This is a genomic window from Halomonas nitroreducens (assembly GCF_003966155.1).
Taxonomy (GTDB): domain Bacteria; phylum Pseudomonadota; class Gammaproteobacteria; order Pseudomonadales; family Halomonadaceae; genus Halomonas; species Halomonas nitroreducens.
In genome coordinates, this window is record NZ_RXNS01000018.1 from 1 (window position 1) to 16383 (window position 16383).

Annotated in this window: 20 protein-coding genes and 1 pseudogene; 6 read left to right on the forward strand and 15 right to left on the reverse strand. The window is 63.2% G+C overall.

Annotated elements, in window-relative coordinates:
- Positions 1–165: 165 nt before the first annotated feature.
- On the forward strand, positions 166–333 hold the full coding sequence (locus tag EKG36_RS20525; RefSeq protein ID WP_185827586.1) for a hypothetical protein: 168 nt from the start codon (positions 166–168) through the stop codon (positions 331–333).
- A gap of 329 nt (positions 334–662) precedes the next feature.
- On the opposite strand, the gene EKG36_RS16550 is transcribed toward EKG36_RS20525, so the two are convergent.
- From EKG36_RS16550 to EKG36_RS16570, 5 genes are all read right to left on the reverse strand, one after another.
- Positions 663–1136: a DUF6998 domain-containing protein gene (locus EKG36_RS16550; protein WP_126486112.1), complete on the reverse strand. Its 474-nt coding sequence runs from the start codon at positions 1134–1136 to the stop codon at positions 663–665.
- Positions 1137–1230: 94 nt separating this feature from the next.
- Positions 1231–1545 (reverse strand): cupin domain-containing protein, encoded by a 315-nt coding sequence (locus EKG36_RS16555; protein WP_126486114.1) that lies wholly within the window; start codon positions 1543–1545, stop codon positions 1231–1233.
- Between the two features lie 116 nt (positions 1546–1661).
- Positions 1662–2144 (reverse strand): hypothetical protein, encoded by a 483-nt coding sequence (locus EKG36_RS16560; RefSeq protein ID WP_126486116.1) that lies wholly within the window; start codon positions 2142–2144, stop codon positions 1662–1664.
- A 439-nt stretch (positions 2145–2583) separates the two neighbouring features.
- On the reverse strand, positions 2584–4020 hold the full coding sequence (locus tag EKG36_RS16565; RefSeq protein ID WP_126486118.1) for an IS1182 family transposase: 1437 nt from the start codon (positions 4018–4020) through the stop codon (positions 2584–2586).
- A 75-nt stretch (positions 4021–4095) separates the two neighbouring features.
- Positions 4096–4440 carry a DUF427 domain-containing protein gene (locus tag EKG36_RS16570; protein WP_126486119.1) on the reverse strand — a complete coding sequence of 115 codons (345 nt, stop codon included), beginning with the start codon at positions 4438–4440 and terminating at the stop codon, positions 4096–4098.
- 212 nt (positions 4441–4652) lie between these two features.
- Between EKG36_RS16570 and EKG36_RS16575 the strand changes: the two genes are divergently transcribed.
- The gene (locus EKG36_RS16575; protein ID WP_126486121.1) at positions 4653–5309 is read left to right on the forward strand and encodes a 5'-methylthioadenosine/S-adenosylhomocysteine nucleosidase; all 657 of its coding nucleotides are present in this window, start codon (positions 4653–4655) and stop codon (positions 5307–5309) included.
- Positions 5310–5424: 115 nt separating this feature from the next.
- Positions 5425–6420 (forward strand): ion transporter, encoded by a 996-nt coding sequence (locus EKG36_RS16580; protein ID WP_126486123.1) that lies wholly within the window; start codon positions 5425–5427, stop codon positions 6418–6420.
- A 76-nt stretch (positions 6421–6496) separates the two neighbouring features.
- Here EKG36_RS16580 and EKG36_RS16585 read toward each other — a convergent pair whose 3' ends face one another.
- The 6 genes from EKG36_RS16585 to EKG36_RS16605 all read right to left on the reverse strand — a co-directional run bounded on the left by EKG36_RS16585 (position 6497) and on the right by EKG36_RS16605 (position 10364).
- Positions 6497–7111, reverse strand: coding sequence for a LysE family translocator (locus EKG36_RS16585; protein WP_126486125.1), 615 nt, complete (start codon positions 7109–7111; stop codon positions 6497–6499).
- A 15-nt stretch (positions 7112–7126) separates the two neighbouring features.
- Positions 7127–7960, reverse strand: a complete 834-nt coding sequence (locus EKG36_RS16590) for an AraC family transcriptional regulator (RefSeq protein ID WP_126486127.1) — start codon at positions 7958–7960, stop codon at positions 7127–7129.
- Positions 7961–8323: 363 nt separating this feature from the next.
- Positions 8324–8713, reverse strand: coding sequence for a dienelactone hydrolase family protein (locus EKG36_RS20620; RefSeq protein WP_246007548.1), 390 nt, complete (start codon positions 8711–8713; stop codon positions 8324–8326).
- On the reverse strand, positions 8640–8903 hold the full coding sequence (locus EKG36_RS20625) for a dienelactone hydrolase family protein (RefSeq protein ID WP_221766108.1): 264 nt from the start codon (positions 8901–8903) through the stop codon (positions 8640–8642). Before EKG36_RS20625 ends, EKG36_RS20620 begins: the two co-directional genes overlap by 74 nt.
- Before the next feature lie 222 nt (positions 8904–9125).
- A complete protein-coding gene (locus EKG36_RS16600) occupies positions 9126–9476 on the reverse strand; it encodes a VOC family protein (protein WP_126486129.1) in 351 nt (116 codons plus the stop codon).
- Positions 9477–9659: 183 nt separating this feature from the next.
- On the reverse strand, positions 9660–10364 hold the full coding sequence (locus EKG36_RS16605; RefSeq protein ID WP_126486131.1) for an FMN-dependent NADH-azoreductase: 705 nt from the start codon (positions 10362–10364) through the stop codon (positions 9660–9662).
- Between the two features lie 122 nt (positions 10365–10486).
- Here EKG36_RS16605 and EKG36_RS16610 point away from each other — a divergent pair, with 122 nt between their 5' ends.
- The gene (locus tag EKG36_RS16610) at positions 10487–11398 is read left to right on the forward strand and encodes a LysR substrate-binding domain-containing protein (RefSeq protein WP_126486133.1); all 912 of its coding nucleotides are present in this window, start codon (positions 10487–10489) and stop codon (positions 11396–11398) included.
- A 91-nt stretch (positions 11399–11489) separates the two neighbouring features.
- Here EKG36_RS16610 and EKG36_RS16615 read toward each other — a convergent pair whose 3' ends face one another.
- The gene (locus EKG36_RS16615) at positions 11490–12773 is read right to left on the reverse strand and encodes an MFS transporter (protein WP_126486135.1); all 1284 of its coding nucleotides are present in this window, start codon (positions 12771–12773) and stop codon (positions 11490–11492) included.
- 488 nt (positions 12774–13261) lie between these two features.
- Here EKG36_RS16615 and EKG36_RS16620 point away from each other — a divergent pair, with 488 nt between their 5' ends.
- On the forward strand, positions 13262–13555 hold the full coding sequence (locus tag EKG36_RS16620; RefSeq protein WP_126486137.1) for a sll1863 family stress response protein: 294 nt from the start codon (positions 13262–13264) through the stop codon (positions 13553–13555).
- Positions 13556–13717: 162 nt separating this feature from the next.
- Positions 13718–14245, forward strand: coding sequence for a YgjV family protein (locus EKG36_RS16625; protein WP_126486139.1), 528 nt, complete (start codon positions 13718–13720; stop codon positions 14243–14245).
- A 6-nt stretch (positions 14246–14251) separates the two neighbouring features.
- On the opposite strand, the gene EKG36_RS16630 is transcribed toward EKG36_RS16625, so the two are convergent.
- The 3 genes and pseudogenes from EKG36_RS16630 to nfsA all read right to left on the reverse strand — a co-directional run bounded on the left by EKG36_RS16630 (position 14252) and on the right by nfsA (position 16229).
- Positions 14252–14857 (reverse strand): DUF2238 domain-containing protein, encoded by a 606-nt coding sequence (locus tag EKG36_RS16630; protein WP_246007543.1) that lies wholly within the window; start codon positions 14855–14857, stop codon positions 14252–14254.
- A gap of 136 nt (positions 14858–14993) precedes the next feature.
- Positions 14994–15248: a hypothetical protein gene (locus EKG36_RS21030; RefSeq protein ID WP_126486141.1), complete on the reverse strand. Its 255-nt coding sequence runs from the start codon at positions 15246–15248 to the stop codon at positions 14994–14996.
- 249 nt (positions 15249–15497) lie between these two features.
- Positions 15498–16229 (reverse strand): annotated as a pseudogene (nfsA, locus tag EKG36_RS16640) (oxygen-insensitive NADPH nitroreductase).
- Between the last annotated feature and the right edge of the window lie 154 nt (positions 16230–16383).

Genomic DNA, 16383 nt, shown 5'->3' on the forward strand with positions numbered 1-16383 from the left:
GGATGGTCAGGCTCATCGGAGGTGCCATCTTCTGAAGGATGGCTTCCTTCCGCTCTGCGGGGTAACGCATGTTGATCACCTCTCAATCCGTTTAGGTGACAACTACGCTGACAGATAGGGCATCGGGCCGCCCCCGAGGCCCATCTACCCGCCGAGGAGCAGGGCTTGCGCATCATGCACCGCAGCACCGTTCGCGGCGTTCAGGACCTTGCGCCAGACTTCGGGCTGCCGCTCCATGTCGATATTTATGGACCCAACCCCCTCGGCAAAGGGGTCTGGCAAGGCGGGGGCATCGGCTTTCGATGGGATGATGGTGTTCCCATGCAGAACTGATCAAGGCTCGAATGGCCCGAAATCAGCTGACAGCGGGGGGCATTACAGCTACTGACACGGGAAGTGGTCTACACCAGCATCACTCGTGCCCGCCGCTGGCTGATAATGGCGGAAACCGGCCGCAGCCAGGTGATGGATGCGGCGCCGATGTGTGATGGAGGTTAGTGGGTTGGGAAGATAAGCCTCAGCTCCTATCCTCAACCCATATTGGTGGCCCGCTTTCGGCCAGAAGCGGACATTCAGCAAGGCCTGATTAACGCTGCCAACACGCGCGGCTTTGTAGTGGAGGCGTAGCCTCAACGAAAAATCCTTCGGCGTGCTAAGCCTTGTTAGCTGCATACCACCTCTTTAATGGACTGAACTCTTGGATCACTTAAAATGGATCCTTTCAATACCAAGACATGGGCATTCACATGCTTCCGATAAGAAGCATACTCTCCAATCACCTCATGCGGTATTAACAGTGCATCAATGACATTGAAATCCTCGTCGTAGATCACTGCAGCCAGCACATCAAAATCTTTCTCAACATACTTACGTATTGCGCTTAGCTGGCGAGAACTATTCTTGGATGTAACACGCCGCCCCTTGATCTGGAAACGCACTCCATCCTTGCTGATTGCGTCATAGCCCGCTTTTGAGTTGCTTTGAAGATCAAGACCAAGAGCCCTCGCTACAAGCCACTCCGTATAGTCTCCAAGAGGGTTGTTCTGAGTTCTTACGATACCCCTGGCTTTAAGCTCACTAGTCGCGGACGCCTGCAACTGTAGCAGATCTTTGACTGTTAATTTATTGAACTTCACTCGCCCCCCATGAAACTAACGCCAGCCATAAGCGGCGCCCTGACAAGGGCGTCCGGTGGAGGGCCGTAGGCCCGGAACAAACTTGATGGATTTGTTAATTGGCGGGGTTAAACCAGAACTCGATTTCATCTGTGTCTACCTCAAAATCAGCCGCATGCTCCACACCAACTGGAACATGATACCAGTCGCCCACACCGTAGCGTTCTATTCGCCCTCCAATCGTGAGGATCAGTTCTCCACGGATAATAACCCCATGATTCTCCGTCTCATGGGCATGCGGAGGAATACTGGTTCCCGACGGATAGGAAGCAAACAAGACATCAGCGCCCTCAGCAGCGAGCCTGTAAGCATCAAACCGCCCATCGAAAAGCGGAAGCGTACGGATTTTGTCTGGATACTTCCCTGGCATTGAAACCTCCTTTGTTTCGACCCATGGGGGACAAATAACGCTGAGGCAACCGGCGCCGGAGCGCCAGCGGAGGGAACCAAAAGCGCCACGCTTTTGGCGTCCGGTTGACCGCCTTGTTAAGCATTTACAGCACCTCGGTTTGGTATAAGCTCGATTCCCATTTCTCGGTACCGAGCTAGCGGATCGTTGCCATCCCAATCCTTTGGCATACTCTTATTCAAACCCGCCGATTTGAGTATCTCATCCTCATCCTTCGTGATCAGCGCAATCAGGTTTAGCCGCTCTAGCAAAGCGCGATTTGAAGGCTCATCGACAGTATCTAAGACCAGTAAACGCCGCTGAAGACAAATGAATGGCACCGCATGATCATAAACCAGCTTTCCTTTCCCAAATGATAGGCCCACTGCAGATATTGAACGATATTGTGCAGCCGCAGTTTTTGATCCGGCTCTGCGTTCCCACAAAAAGTGGATGGGCTCTCGAAGTGCTTTAGAAAATACTGAAGCAGGCATACCCATTGCACTGACGCGCTGACAATAACGAACGGCCTCAGCTATCAATTCCAGTCGCTTAGACTCGCTCATGTCCTTAGCTTTCAACTGATACGCTCCCAACGAACAGATTTAAAGGACTCTCAGTGCTTAACAGGTATTAGACCGCGTGCTCAATATTTCACTTGAACGCGCATGCGCGTTCAACAATATTATACTGCGCACTCGAACACATCGCATCCCATTGAAACCCTTGGATATTAAGTATAACTCGGCAGTATAACACCGATCATCGTGCATGCTGCATATCCCCAATGAACGTGCTCGCTGCCTTTTCCGGCATGTCGGCTTTGGGTCCTGGCCGTGTGAAAACAGAAAAATCTAGTCTGACTCAAGAACTTCCCCCCTCAGCTTCCTGATGAGCCCACACAAGCCATTGTTTGGATGATTGCCGACTGATGCTGGAGTGAGATCTGGAAATCAGGAAACCATCAGAAAGCAAATATCTCACCCTTATGGCCCTTGAAAACATGAGGAAAAAGGGCTGTTACGCCCTCGCAGCCCTCATCAATCCATTGACTCCCAAGATCTTTATGACACGCTTCAGGTTGTACGCCAACACATGAAGACTCATTTCCGTGCTCACATTTCTGAGCCGCTTTGTCGCGAAGTGTGTCGCCCCCATCCAAGCCTTCAGCGTGCCAAAGGGATGCTCCACCGTTTGTCGCCTTAGGCGCATCATCTCTGGATTCCAATCGAGGCGTGACTGTGCGGCTTCAAGCACATCTTCATGCTCCCAACGCTTGATCCGTCGTTGCTTGCCAGTCGTACATTTTTCTTTCATAGCGCAGGTTGCACATCCCGAACTCCAATAAGCATGCAGCTTCATCCCTTTATCTATCGTTTCATACCGCCATGTCAGCCGCTGTCCAGCGGGACAGGAATATTCATTGCTTTCAGGGAGATACCGAAATGCGTCTCTTGGGAAAAAGCCCTTTGCCTGGCTTGGCGATGTCATCGGCTTGGGGAGATAGGTAGTGATCCCTTCCTTGTGACAGGCCAGTATCTTCTCGCCCTTGAAGTAGCCTCTGTCAGCCACGACCTTCAGCTCCTTGATGCCAGTGGCCTCCCGCGCTTGCTTGGCCATATTAGAGGGCTGCCCCCGGTCATGCCCGACGTTGGTTACCTCATGGGCCACAATCAAATGGTGCTGGCTATCCACCGCAGTCTGTACGTTGTAACCCACATTTCCTGTACCTCTGCCACTGGTGGCCATCGCTCTGGCATCCGGATCCGTCAAGGATACTTGCTGATCGGGAGACTTCAGCCTCTCCTCCTCAACTGCTTGTAGCCGTGCAGTTTCTTCCCGGAGCTTCGTGATTTTTTCCTTCAGGTGCGCTGTTTTGGCCTCGGCCAGAGCAGGCTCATCTCGGTCGGCTGCATCAAGCTGACCAAGGTACCGGTTGAAAGTTTCTTCGATCTGCTCAAGGCGCCGTTTCATCTTGGTCGCCGTGAAATTTCGGTTGCGGTTGTTGACGGCTTTGAACTTGCTACCATCGATGGCCACGATGGCTTGTGAGAACAGATCCAGCCGCCGGCAAAGCACGATGAACTCTCGACAGACACGGCGGATGGCCTCGCCGTTATCCTTTCGGAAGTCTGCGATCGTCTTGAAATCCGGTGTCAGGCGCTCCGTCAGCCACATCAGCTCGACATTACGCTGCGTCTCGCGCTCCAGGCGGCGACTCGACTGGATACGATTGAGGTAGCCGTAGATATAGAGCTTCAGGAGTACAGCGGGATGATAGGCGGGCCTTCCTGTCGCATGCGGATCGACGCCCTTGAAACCAAGCCCTCTGAGATCGAGGCCCTCTACGAACGCCTCAATAGCACGGACCGGGTTATCGTCTGCGATGAAGTCGTCCAAAAGCGCGGGGAACAACGTGCTTTGATCTCGGGCTTCACCTACCACGAATCGCTTCATCGCCATTTCCTCAGCGGACCTGGGCAAAGTATAGCGGCCGGTGCGTTTTCACACAGTCTCGGTCGATAGCGGACGTCACTCAACAAGCTCCGTCACCTTACTGACATCAAACGCCAGCCGCCCAGCAATCGCCTGCATCTCGTCGATCGGCTGTTCATAGCTCCAGGCTACATCGGCAATATCGGGCAGCGAATAATAGGTGGTATCGCCCTTGAACGGGCAGTGGGTGACGGTGGACGAAACCGATAGCTTCGACATATCCACACCCGCTCGCGGAACATACTGACGGTGTGGATAGCCGCGCTCGCGCAGTTCGATGGCATTGCGGGTATCGGCGATCAGGGTGTCGCCAGCAAAGATTCGCACTCGCCGAGTATACGGATGCAGGGTAATGCGGGGGTCAGCGGTATGATCGGCCATCGGCAGTCCCTTGCTGGCTGGCTGAGCCATCAGCCTAGAGCGGGGGAAACAGAATGTCAGCGCTTGAAGACAATTTTTCTTAGGTCAATTCGTCTAGGCCCGACCTTAGCTGATAAAGGCCCGCTCGGTGCCCACCGAACCATCGCACGCTTGGCGCCAACGCCCCTCCCCGCCATGATGGTGGCGATCATGGACTGCGGGAGACTCTCAGGATGAACCAGACACAACGCGAACCGGTGCCGCTGACGGCGCTGGGCGGCCGGAAGGTCCTCTTCGTGATGGCGGCCGATGCCGAATACGGTCCGCATCTCAGGGAACGCTTCACCCCCTTTATGACCGGCGTGGGGCCCGTCGAGGCGGCAGTGGAGCTCACCGCCGCCCTGGCCGAGCTCGAGGCGCGCGGGCGGCTGCCGGACCTGGTGGTCTCGCTGGGCTCGGCGGGTAGCCGGGCGCTGGAGCAGACCGAGGTCTATCAGGCCACCTCGGTCGCCTACCGCGACATGGACGCCTCGCCGCTGGGCTTCGATAAAGGCATCACGCCCTTTCTCGACCTGCCGGCGATCCTCCCGCTGCCGCTGCGCATTCCCGGTATTCGCGAGGCCTCGCTTTCGACCGGCGCAAATATCGTCTCTGGCGCGGCCTATGCCGCCATCGCCGCCGACATGGTGGACATGGAAAGCTATGCCTGCCTGCGCGCCTGCACGCGCTTCGACGTGCCGCTCGTGGTGCTCCGCGGCATCTCGGACGGCAAGGCGGAGCTGCACCACGTCGACGACTGGACGGAGTATCTCCACGTCATCGACGAGAAGCTGGCCGCCGCCGTGGACCGCCTGGGCGAGGCCATCGGCCAGGGGCTGTTGACGCGCTGAGGCACCGGGCCGGGGGCAGGTACGGGGCATACGGCGCTCTTGAGGTGTCGCCGACGCGCCGACCTTCTAGGCTTGGGCTGGTAAGGGACGTTTCGGAACCGCTCAAGGAGGCGCCATGCCCACCACCCGCACGACCTCGCCCGCCCTGGAGCGGGCCCACCTGGTGTGGGATCTGCTCATCATCGTGCTGGTGATCGCCAACCTGGCCCTGCTGCTGTTCGACAGCCTGTTCCTGCTGCCGCCGCTCAACGCCGCCTTCGAGGCCGTCGCCCCCGGCCTGCACGCCGCCTACGACCGGCACATCCATGCCAACTTCCTCACCATCGACCTGATGTTCGTGGCCGTCTTCCTGCTCGACGTACTGCTGGGCTGGGCGGTGGCCATCGCCGAGCGGCACTACCACCGCTGGTTCTTCTACCCCTTCGTGCACTGGTACGACGTGCTCGGCTGCATCCCGCTGGGCGGCTTCCGGCTGCTGCGCATCCTGCGCGTCATCTCGCTGCTGCACCGCCTGCAGCGCATGGGCCTGATCGACGTGCGCCGCTGGTACCTCTACAGCGTGGTCGCCAAGTACTACGACATCCTGCTGGAGGAGCTCACCGACCGCATCGCCATCCGCATGCTCGACAACGTCCAGCACGAGCTCCGCGCCGGCGACGGACTTTCCACCCCGGTGATGGAACGGGTGGTACGGCCCCGCAAGCAGGCGCTGATCCGCGAGATCAGCCAGCGGCTGGAGGCCATGGCGGGCGACGCCTATACCCACAACCGCGACGACACCCTGCGCTACGTGCGCGGGCTGGTCGGCCGCACCCTGGCGGAGAGCCCGGAGCTCAAGCGGCTCGGGCGCCTGCCGCTGGGCAGCCAGCTGGCCCGGGGGCTCGAGGCCTCGCTCTCCGACCTGGCCTGCCACCTGGTCGACGAGGCCCTGGAAGGCCTGAGGTCGGCGGAGTTCTCCGCCCTGGTGGAACACTTGGCCGAGAGCGGCTTCGATGCCTGGCTGCGCACCGATTCCCATACCGAACAGATCACCGAGCAGGTGCTGGTGGACATGCTGGAACTGCTCAAGGAGCAGATCGCGGTCAAGGGCTGGCAGCACAAGTACGAATGAGCCCGCCGCCGTCGCGAAGCAGCCTGGCCGGGGCAGGTCGCGGCGGCGCGAGGCTACTTGCTTCGCAAGCTCCCCCTCACAGCTCGCCCGTTGCCAGCGGCAACCACACGTGCTCGTAGCTGATGGATAACGCGACCCACACCAGCAACGCCGCCATCGCGAGGCTGAAGCCCTTGAGAATCGTCGGGTTCTCGATGCGCCGCCCGACCACGGCACCGATCAGTGCATAGCTGCCGGGGGCACCGAAGGCCAGCGCCGCCAGCCCCAGCGACCAGAGCATCAGGCTGGCGCCGTGGATGCCGGCGGCGGGGAACTGGATGGTGGCGATCGGCAAGGTCGCGATCATGCCCTTGGGGTTGCAGAGCTGCATGATCAAACCATCGCGAAAGCTCAGCACGCGTGACGCCTGGCGAATGGCCCCCGGATCGATGCTGGAGCGGGCGACCTTGATGGCGAGGTAGAGGATATAGGCGCATCCCAGCGCCCCCACCACGGCGAGCATGTCGCCCCGCACCCAGGCCGTGCCGACCCAGCCGAACCCCAGGAAGAGTACCAGCATGGCCAGCCCCACCCCGACGAAGAAGCCGAGGGAGGTTCTGGCCTGGCCGTTGAGGCCTGCATTCAGGCCGAGCAGGTTCACGGGCCCAGGCGTGTACATGACGCCCAGGGCATAGGCGACGATCTCTAACATGGGGGAAGCCTCGGGTTAGGGGGTTACGCTGCGCTGGTACTGGAGGGGCGTCATGCCATAGATGCGCTTGAAGCGGCGATTGAAATGGCTGAGGTCGGTAAAGCCATAGCGGAAGGCCACCTGATTGGGGGCCGCCCCCGCCGCCAGGAGGCGGCGCGCGGCATTGATCCGGCGGTTGAGCACATACTGGTGCGGCGTGATGCCGAACTGCTGCCGGAACAGGCGCAGGAAGTGGTACTTCGAGAGGTGAGCGGCCTGGCTGATATCGTCCAGCGACACATCGTCTTCGAGGTGCGCGAGGATGTAGTCCCTGGCCCGCAGCAGCAGCGCATCGGGCCGGCTCAGCCTGCCAACCGGCTCGTAATTGCCGGCACGCTGCACGAGGCGCGTCGCCATTCGGCAGAGGACGTGCTCCTGATCGATGCGCGTGCCCCACCGATGGGTCACCAGATTCGTGAGGTCCAGGATGGCACGGCGCAACTCGGGATCCTCGATCAGGGTCTCGCCGCACCGGAAGCTGCCGGCCCGCTCGCATCCCGCCGCATCGGCAAACAGCGCCTCGAGGTGGGCGGAAGGCACGTAGATCATGACATACCCCAGCGCGCTGTCGCCCCCCGGGTGCCCATCGTGCACTTGCTCGGGATTGAACAGGATGATGTTGCCCGGCGGGCTGCGGTGGAACTGGCCGCCGCTGAAGAAATCCTGCCGCCCGGCGAGGGTGACGCCGAAGGCGTACTCCTCATGGGCATGACGGTCGTAGCTGAAATCGCTCAGCGCCGCCTGCAACACCGTAAGCTCGGGAATATGCCGGCTCTTGAAGTAGTCGAACCGACTGAATTGCTTCGCCATGCCTACCTCCCGGAATGCCTCTCAGGCATAGCTTAGGCCTGGCCCAGGCCATGGGCTTGGACATTATTGCTGAAGTGGCCAGGGTTCGCCGATTCAGTGGCAGGGGGCGCATTCGGGGGCAGCGCCGCATGGCTGACGGGTGTTCAGGAAGGGGCCCTCATTGCTCATTGGCGCCCTCCCCCTGTCTCGGACTTCTCGGCATCCGAAGCCAACCTGCCCTCCATTGTCCTTGCCCTCCCACCACCATTCATCACTCAGACCCCATCGGTCAGAAACCGAGAAGTCCGCGGCATCACCCGTCCCCCTCTTGGCTCACCGTGGTGGAAACCAGTGGTCATCTGCTGCCATGCCGTAGGGCATGGGCTACTCGCAATTGTCGAGGAAGTCATGCACCCGCTGTGTCAGGACCAGCGCAGCATCCTTGTCGTACGACGGGAGGCTGCTGTCAACGAACAGGTGCCTGTCCCCCGGATAGAGGAAGAGTTCAGCCTGCGTGGTTGTCTCGACAAGGGAGCGAGCCGCATCGAGATCTCCCTCGCCCTCGAAGAACTCGTCCCGGTCCATGCCGTGGATCTGGACCCGAACTCCCCGAGGCCAAGCAGCGCCGAACTCCGAGAACGGGACACACGCATGGAAAAGCAGAGCCCCGATCGCGCCAGCGCGGGTTTGTGCCAACTTTTTACGCGGGCATAACGTCGAGCGAGAACCCAGCGTAGATGAGTCCGTTGGGCAACCCTTCAGCGGCCGCAACACCGCGAGCAATGATCGTGCCGACCCCCAACTGCTCGGCGTATCCGACGCCCTCTTCCAGATCATCGAACACCTGGCCATCGTACAGGTCCGGAACGTGCACGGTGTGCCTCGCACATCGCAGCCCCTCAGCGAAATCCCGGACCCCCGATGTCAATCCATGTGCGTGATGGAACAACAATACCTGTGCCATGTTGATAAGATTCCTCTCTCCATCGCGGGACTACCTGTCGGGCTTCGTCGGCCCTTCCTTGGCGCCTATCCAATACTGTTTCGCTTGAGCCGCTGGGTGGAGCCGCTGCCATCGACAGCGACAACATCGACCGGCGCCACCCAGTAGCGGCAGCCGTCGCGGTAAATCGGGGACAGACCCCAATTATCCCGGCCGTGTCATGGCGCGGCAGAGACGGCGCACTCACTCGTGCTGCAGGATATTGATCAGCTTGCCGAACGGGTCGCGGACGTAGAACCGTCGCACGCCCCAGGGCTCGCTGACGGGGCCGTACTCGATGGGCACGTTCGCCTCCTCGAAGCGCGCCAGCGCCGCCTCGAGATCGTCGACCTCGATGGAGAGGTCGGGCACCTCGGCTCCCGAGCCGCCCTCGGCGCCGAAGCTCACCTGGACCCGCATGCGCTCGTCCGAGCCATAGGTGCGAAACCAGCCGTGATCCATGAGCCGCTCCAGGCCCAGCAGGCCCCCATAGAAGGCCTCCGCCTTGTCGAGGTCCTCCGTGGCCGTATTGGCCATGATGCGCTTGACCTTCATCCGTCACCTCGGCTGCTGTGTCCCTGGCGTTCTCGAGCAACGCACCGCCCATGCCGCATGCCTCGGCCGGATGCGCCCCACTCCCTCAGCCAGCCTAGAAGCTGGCAACGGGGCTGTCATGCCGCGGGATGGCGGCACGTCTGCCTGTTCCGCCATCCCACTGTCAGCAGTCGGGCCATGCCGTCAGGCCATCACCGCCGCCTCGCGGTGGGCCTGAAACGGCTCCTGCAACTGGCCGATCAGCGCCTCCACCCGGCGCTCCGCTGCCGCGAGGGAAGCGGCCAGCCGCTCCCCGCCCTCCTCCTGGTGCTCGACGGCCACCCGATGGATGCGGGTGATGCCAATGAACGCCAGCGCCGTGGCCAGGCCGGGTTCCAGGTGATTCATGTGGGCCAGCTCGCCGCCGGGCTCGAAGCCGGCGCCGCCGCGTGACGACAGGATGACCGCGTGCCGCGGCCGGTCGGCCAGCAGGGGCGTGAAGGGATCGTCCGGGCGGCTCGGGTCATAGTCCACCGTGCGCCCCATGCGCACCACCTGGTCCAGCCAGGCCTTGAGCGCCGCCGGCATGCCGAAGTTGTACAGCGGCGCGCCGATCACCATGACGTCGGCGGCCGCCAGTTCGTCGATCAGCCGGTCGCTCTCGGCGAGCACCTCCGCCATCCACGGCTCCTGGCGTTCCGGGGGCGTGAAGGCGGCCTGGATCCACCGCTGGTCGATGAAGGACGGCGGGCTGCCGCCCACATCGCGATGGGTCACGGTGGTGGCCGGCTGGCGAGCCTGCCAGCCGGTGACGAAGCGCTGGGTGAGGCGACGGCTGAGGGAACCGTGCGCGTCGGTGCCAGCGAGACCAGGGCGGGCGCTAGCGTCCAGTTGCAGGATATGGGTCATGTCAGGCTCCTTGTCTTGTGAGTTGAACTCACTCATCGTTGATGAGTGACTCGAGCCTATGCCCGGTCATGAAGAGCCACAAACGATGAATACTTGCCGACATAGATGAGATAAACTCACCCATGAGCCCTCGCCGACTCCCCTCGCTTGCGGCCCTGCGGGCCTTCGAGGCCGCCGCCCGCCACGAGAGCGCCAAGCAGGCGGCCGATGAGCTGTCCGTCACGGCCACGGCCATCAGTCATCACATCCGCGGGCTGGAGGATGCCCTGCAGCTGGCGCTCTTCGTGCGCAGGCCCCGGCAGCTGCTGCTCACTCCGCAGGGACGAGAGCTCTTCCAGACCCTGGAGGCGGCGTTCGACAGCATCGGGGAGACCGTGGAGCGGCTGCAGGCCCCGCCCGTCCGTCAGGCGGCCACGCTCTCCACCACCCCGGCGGTGGCCGTGCGCTGGCTGCTGCCCTGGGTATGCCTGCTGAGGGAGTCGCACCCGGCCATCGACCTGCGCATCCATGCCTCCCACGAACCGGTGGCGCTGGACGGCGTGACCGCGGACCTGGCGATCCGCTATGGCGATGGCCAGTGGCCCGGGCTGGTGGCGGAAAAGCTCTTCGACAACACCTTCATTCCGGCCTGCAGCCCACGGCTGAACCTGAACGATCCAGCCGAGCTGCCCGGCCATCCGTTGATTCACTTTCGGCCCCAGGGCGCCTCGGTGACGCCCCTGGACTGGGCCGGCTGGCAGAAGCGGGCCAGGGTACCGGGGCTGGATGTCGGCGCCGGGCTGGTGTTTTCCGACGAGACCCACGCCGTCTCCGCCGCCATCGGCAGCCAGGGCGTGGCCCTGATGAGCCGCCCGCTGATCGCCGACGAGCTGGCCGAGGGGCGCCTGGTGCAGCCCTTCGGGCCGGTGCTGGAGGGCAAGCCGTTCTACCTGGTCTATCCGCAAAGCCGTCGCGATGATCCGACGATACGGGCGATCCGCGACTGGGTACTGCGGGTACCGGGCGGGTTGTGCCCGCCATCGGACGACGCCTGAGGGAGTACAGCCTGGTATCGGGGACAGGCCGGCTTCGCCCGCTGCTGTCCCCGAGGATCTTCCGGGTGCCCGGCGACCGCCGCGGCCGCCCTTAAGGGCTGACCGCGGGCTTTTCCGCGTCGTCCTCGGCGGGCTCCTCCAGAGGCTCACCCTCCTCGTTCTGGAGCTGGTGATCGTAGGCCGCCTGGAGACCGGAGTCCTCCTCCTCTTCCTCCGCGGCCTGGGCAATGTGGCCCGGATAGAAGGGCGAAAGGATGGCCGCCAGGATACCGAGCGCGGCGAACATGGAAAACGCATCGGCATAGCCGAATCCATTGACCAGCCCCCCGACGACCGGCGAGCCAGTCGCCTGCCCGAGCGACACCGCCATGAAGGGCAGTACCGGCCCCATCGACAGTCGGCCCGGCAACAGACGGATACCGGTCATCAGGTAGAGCCCCGTCAGGCTCATGTAGGCCAGGCCGAAGACCAGCGCGGAAAAGGCCGCCAAGACCGGCTGGCCGGGGCTGGCGGCGAGCAATGCCAGGCTCGCGGCCAGCATCATCAGCATCAGCGATTGCGTGATCGGGGGGTTGTTGCGATCGGCCAGGTCGGCCACCACGGCGCCGCCGAGGCCGGCGATGCCCACCGCCAGCCATAGCCACCCGGTGGCGCCGGACGGCAGGCCGCCAAGAGTGACCACCAGGTCGGGCGCGAAGATCCAGTACGCGGAGGAGACGAAGCCCATCACGTAGGCAAACAGCGAGAGCCTGACGAGACGCGACCACGGCAGCTCGCTGATCGGCGGTGGCGGGGCGGCGTTCCCCGGCACGATCCGCGACACCGAGGGCAGGAAGAGCCAGGCGGCAATCACGCCGATGCCCGCCAGGACGGCGAAGGAGAGATACGCGAAACGCCAGGCGCCGGCCAGGAACAGGACCGTCGGCACGGCCACAATCACGCCGATGCTGGTTCCCGCGTTCATGACCGAGCTGACGCGTCCGTGCAGCGAGCGTTTCACCAGCGCCTGCATGGCCGCCGAGAGCGCCGGCATCATCAGGCCGGTGCAGATGCCGCAGGCGAACACCCCGGCGCCCAGCGTTAGCGCGTCGGAGGACTGGCTGATCAGCGCCAGGCCGCCGACGCCGAACGCACCGGAGAGCACCGCCGTGTTGCGGGCACCGAGATGATCGGTGATGAACGGCGCGACCACCGTGGCCAGCAGGAAACTGATCAGCGGCAGCGCGCCGATGATGCCGATCACGTACGGCGTGAGCTCCAGCTCGTCGCGGATAGGCGGCACGAACAGGCCGAAAGCGAAACGCGCGAGCCCGTAGCTGATCGCGACCAGCGCCGCACCCAGGATCGCGAACCCTGTGCTTGTAGGAGACTTCATGAGACCTCCGCCAGGCAGGCATGGGTGATTCCGGCCGATTCCGGTTCCAGTCGCCGCCCCTGCCGGGCGATGAACGCGTGTTGGTACTCGATGTCGCTAGTGTCCTTGATCACCGTGCATCCCTCACAATCTGGGGTCGTGGCATGGCTGCAGCACCTTGGAGCGGCAGGCAAAGACGGGAGGGCCTGCGTCGGTGCCCTCCTCGGCACACCGACCAGAATGAAGCAGCCACGGGGATGCCGACAACAGCTCCCCCGCCACGGTACCAGATTCATGCCCGATCCGAGCTCGCCATGCGCACCCGCTCCTGTCCCGACACCGACATCCTCGCGCTTACCGAGGGCATTCCCGCTGCGGCGGGGGACGTGTCGGGCAGTCTCGTCTTGCCACCGCCCCCCGTCACTATGCCACCCTGCGGGAAGCCCTCGAGCGCCCCACGAGAGGCTATCTTCAAGGTTCCATGAACCGGAAAACGGAAGGAGAGCCCCATGAGCGACAGGAATGCCTACGAGCAGAAGCTGCGCGCCAAGCTGGATGAGCTGCAGGCCGAGGTGGACAAGCTGAAGGCACGCGCCCGGGGGGCCGAGGCCGATGCGCGCATCCAGCAGGAGCAAGAGCAGGAGATCAACCAGCTCGAGGCGAAACGGGACGACATGCGCCAGAAGCTCGACGAGATGCGCAACGCCAGCGACGATGCCTGGGACGACGTCAAGGCCGGCGCGGAGCGCGCCTGGAGCTCCCTGAGCGAGTCCCTCCAGCGGGCGCGCACCCGCTTCAAGTAACCCCTTTCCAGCGCGCCCGGCGGCGGCGCCCTCACGTCCCTCCCACGCATTGGCCTCGGCCATGAGGTCCAGGGGCGCCGCCTGCCGGGATAACGCCCGGTGCAAGGGTGGCGTGCTAGCCTGGCGCCCTCCCCTCACGTTCCCCTCATCAGCGGATGGTTCATGGAAGACATCGGCTTGAGATGGCTGCTGGGCCAGGGCGTCAGCCTGGTGGCCCTCGCCCTGTGCCTGGTGGCCTTCGCCAGCAAGCGCGACGAGCGGCTGTTCGTGCTGCTGCTGTTCGCCAACGTCGCCTTCGCTGCGCAGTTCGCGCTGTTCCAGAGCTGGGTGGCGGCCGGGATCTCGGCGCTGATCGTGCTGCGTATCGCCCTGGTACGCCGCTTTCCGCGGCACCGCGGGCTGATGACCGGCATGCTCCTGGCCACCGTGGCGATGGCCGTGATGACCTGGAGCGGCCCGCGTGACATCCCGGCCCTGGCCGCGGGCCTGCTGGGCACCTGGGGCATGTTCATGCTGCGCGGGATCGCCATGCGCGCCGCCCTGGCCGGCGCCGCGCTGTGCTGGGTCATCAGCAACCTGCTGGCCGGCTCGCTCGGCGGCACCCTCGCCGAGAGCCTGATCTTCCTGACCAACGTGATCACCATGCTGCGCCTGCGGCGCGATGCCCGGCTGCGCCATATCCACGGCTGAGGCGCCTCACCGCCCTCCCGTGGTCAGCCGGCGGAGCTGGCGATCATGCACCCTGGAAAGCAACGCCAGGGCGCCGATCGCCCCGACCAGCGCCAGGGCCATGTCCGATTGGGTGTCCCAGACATAGCCCTGCGTCCCCAGGAAGGCGTCGGCGGCTTCCTCGGAGACCAGCGCCACCCACCACTCGATCAGCTCGTAGAAGGCACTGAAGGCCAGCGCCAGCGATACCACGAAGAGCCTGAGCCACCACCGGCCGTTGACCGCCTGCATCCGGATCAGCACTTCCCGGGCGATCAGGGCCGGCACGAAGCCCTGGAACAGGTGGCCCAGCTTGTCGTAGTTGTTGCGCTCCGATCCCAGCCAGCCGTCGAAGAAGGGCACTTCTGCATAGGTGTAATGCCCCCCGACCATCAGCACCAGGCAGTGCAGCAGGATCAGCTGGTACACCAGCGGGGTCAGCCGGAAGCGCCGGTAGGTGAAGAGCAGGACCATGGCCCCGGCGATGGCCGGAAACACCTCCAGCCACCAGGTGGCCCGGTCCCTGGGCTCTAAGCCCGACCACACCAGTACGATGACGAAGACGACCGCCCAGAGGTATTTGATGCGATGCACCTCGAAACAAAGGATGGCGGGTGTGCCCTGCTGCCTTCCTCGGCCACTGGGCCACTCCCGCCGGCAGCCCATTGATTTACTCATAGACAGAGGTGTCGCCCGTGGCAAGGGGCGTGCCTCACACTCGCGGGGGCACTTACCAATAGTGTGATTTATTGAGTGCCTCGACACAGCGCGTCGCCCCGGGAACCGGCTCGATGGTGTCACCGGTCAGGGACTGCCCCAGCCAGCCCTCGGGATGACTGAGCGTCAATGGCGCCTTCACGCACGCCTCGCCTATGGGGCAGAAGCCGACCTTCGCGTAGACGCCCGGATCGCCGTAGGTGAACACCAGATCGACCCCCTGGGTCTTCAGGCACTCGATGCCGAAGGCGATCAATTGCTGCCCCACGCCCTTGCCCTGGTGAGGTGTCGCCACGGCGACGGGCGACAGCAGGAAGGCCCCGGCAGCGTCTGGCAGGGTGAGTCGGCAAACACGCCGGCAAACAGCGCGATCACTTCCTGCGACCGGCCTGGATCCAGTGCGGAAAACTTTATCTGCGCTTCCCTCCCCACCCTGGGTCATGGCCTTGAATCATCTTCCCGCATGGGAGGACTCCGGCAGTCCACGATATGGGCGACAAGTCGATTGCCACTCTCCCTACTTCATCTCGAAGCCGCGCTCGACCAGGAAGTCGCGCATGTGCGGGCGCAGCTTGGTGTCGAACAGCGGAGTGAGGTTGCGCGACCAGTCGGTGTCCTTGTTGCCACTACGGCGCTCGCGGTAATAGCACTGCATGGTGTCGTCGAAGGCGACCACCTGCTCGTGATCCTCGTCGTAGTGATCCTCCTTGAGGATCGCCTCCACCGGCAGGCGGGGCTTCACGTCCGGGTCATGGGCGGGGTAGCCGAGGCACATGCCGAATACCGGGTAGACATGCGCGGGCAGCCGCAGCAGGTCGCTGATGGCCTGGGGGTTGTTGCGGATGCCGCCGATGTAGCAGATGCCCAGGCCCTCGGATTCCGCGGCGATCGCCACGTTCTATGCCATCAGCGCGGTATCGACGCTGGCCACCAGCAGCTGCTCGGTCATGCCGCGCACCACATTGGCGCCGGTACGCTCGGAGGCCTCGGTGGGGCGCTTCATGTCGGCGCAGAACACCAGGAAGTCGGAAGCATTCGCCACATAGGCCTGGCCGCCGGCCAGTTCGGCGATCGTCTCGCGGTTGGCCGGGTGGGTCACGTGGATGACGCTGTACGCCTGGACGTGGCTGGAGGTGGCGGCACTCTGGCCGGCCCGAATCAGCTCCCGCAGCAGCTCATGGGGGATCTTCCGGTCGGTGAACTTGCGGATCGAACGATGGGATTTCAGCAGCTCGATGGTGGGATTCATGGGACCTCGCGGCATGCAGTCAGGAAAACTCGGCCAGGGTATCGGCGCCCCTGGCCCGGGAACGTGATCCGGCCAAGATACCTAGCGGGCTTATCATCTTCCACCACGATCTCGCCGCCCTGAGTCGCAGAAGGGGCCGGCGATGGACCACCCG

Coding starts and splice junctions, on each gene's coding strand:
- EKG36_RS16565 (WP_126486118.1), bottom strand. CDS start 4,020: ATGAAGCGATTCGTGGTAGGTGAAGCCCGAGATCAAAGCACGTTGTTC.
- EKG36_RS16590 (WP_126486127.1), bottom strand. CDS start 7,960: ATGGCGAAGCAATTCAGTCGGTTCGACTACTTCAAGAGCCGGCATATT.
- EKG36_RS16575 (WP_126486121.1), top strand. CDS start 4,653: ATGAACCAGACACAACGCGAACCGGTGCCGCTGACGGCGCTGGGCGGC.
- EKG36_RS20625 (WP_221766108.1), bottom strand. CDS start 8,903: ATGGCACAGGTATTGTTGTTCCATCACGCACATGGATTGACATCGGGG.
- EKG36_RS16620 (WP_126486137.1), top strand. CDS start 13,262: ATGAGCGACAGGAATGCCTACGAGCAGAAGCTGCGCGCCAAGCTGGAT.
- EKG36_RS16625 (WP_126486139.1), top strand. CDS start 13,718: ATGGAAGACATCGGCTTGAGATGGCTGCTGGGCCAGGGCGTCAGCCTG.
- EKG36_RS16580 (WP_126486123.1), top strand. CDS start 5,425: ATGCCCACCACCCGCACGACCTCGCCCGCCCTGGAGCGGGCCCACCTG.
- EKG36_RS16615 (WP_126486135.1), bottom strand. CDS start 12,773: ATGAAGTCTCCTACAAGCACAGGGTTCGCGATCCTGGGTGCGGCGCTG.
- EKG36_RS16585 (WP_126486125.1), bottom strand. CDS start 7,111: ATGTTAGAGATCGTCGCCTATGCCCTGGGCGTCATGTACACGCCTGGG.
- EKG36_RS16555 (WP_126486114.1), bottom strand. CDS start 1,545: ATGCCAGGGAAGTATCCAGACAAAATCCGTACGCTTCCGCTTTTCGAT.
- EKG36_RS16605 (WP_126486131.1), bottom strand. CDS start 10,364: ATGACCCATATCCTGCAACTGGACGCTAGCGCCCGCCCTGGTCTCGCT.
- EKG36_RS16610 (WP_126486133.1), top strand. CDS start 10,487: ATGAGCCCTCGCCGACTCCCCTCGCTTGCGGCCCTGCGGGCCTTCGAG.
- EKG36_RS16570 (WP_126486119.1), bottom strand. CDS start 4,440: ATGGCCGATCATACCGCTGACCCCCGCATTACCCTGCATCCGTATACT.
- EKG36_RS16600 (WP_126486129.1), bottom strand. CDS start 9,476: ATGAAGGTCAAGCGCATCATGGCCAATACGGCCACGGAGGACCTCGAC.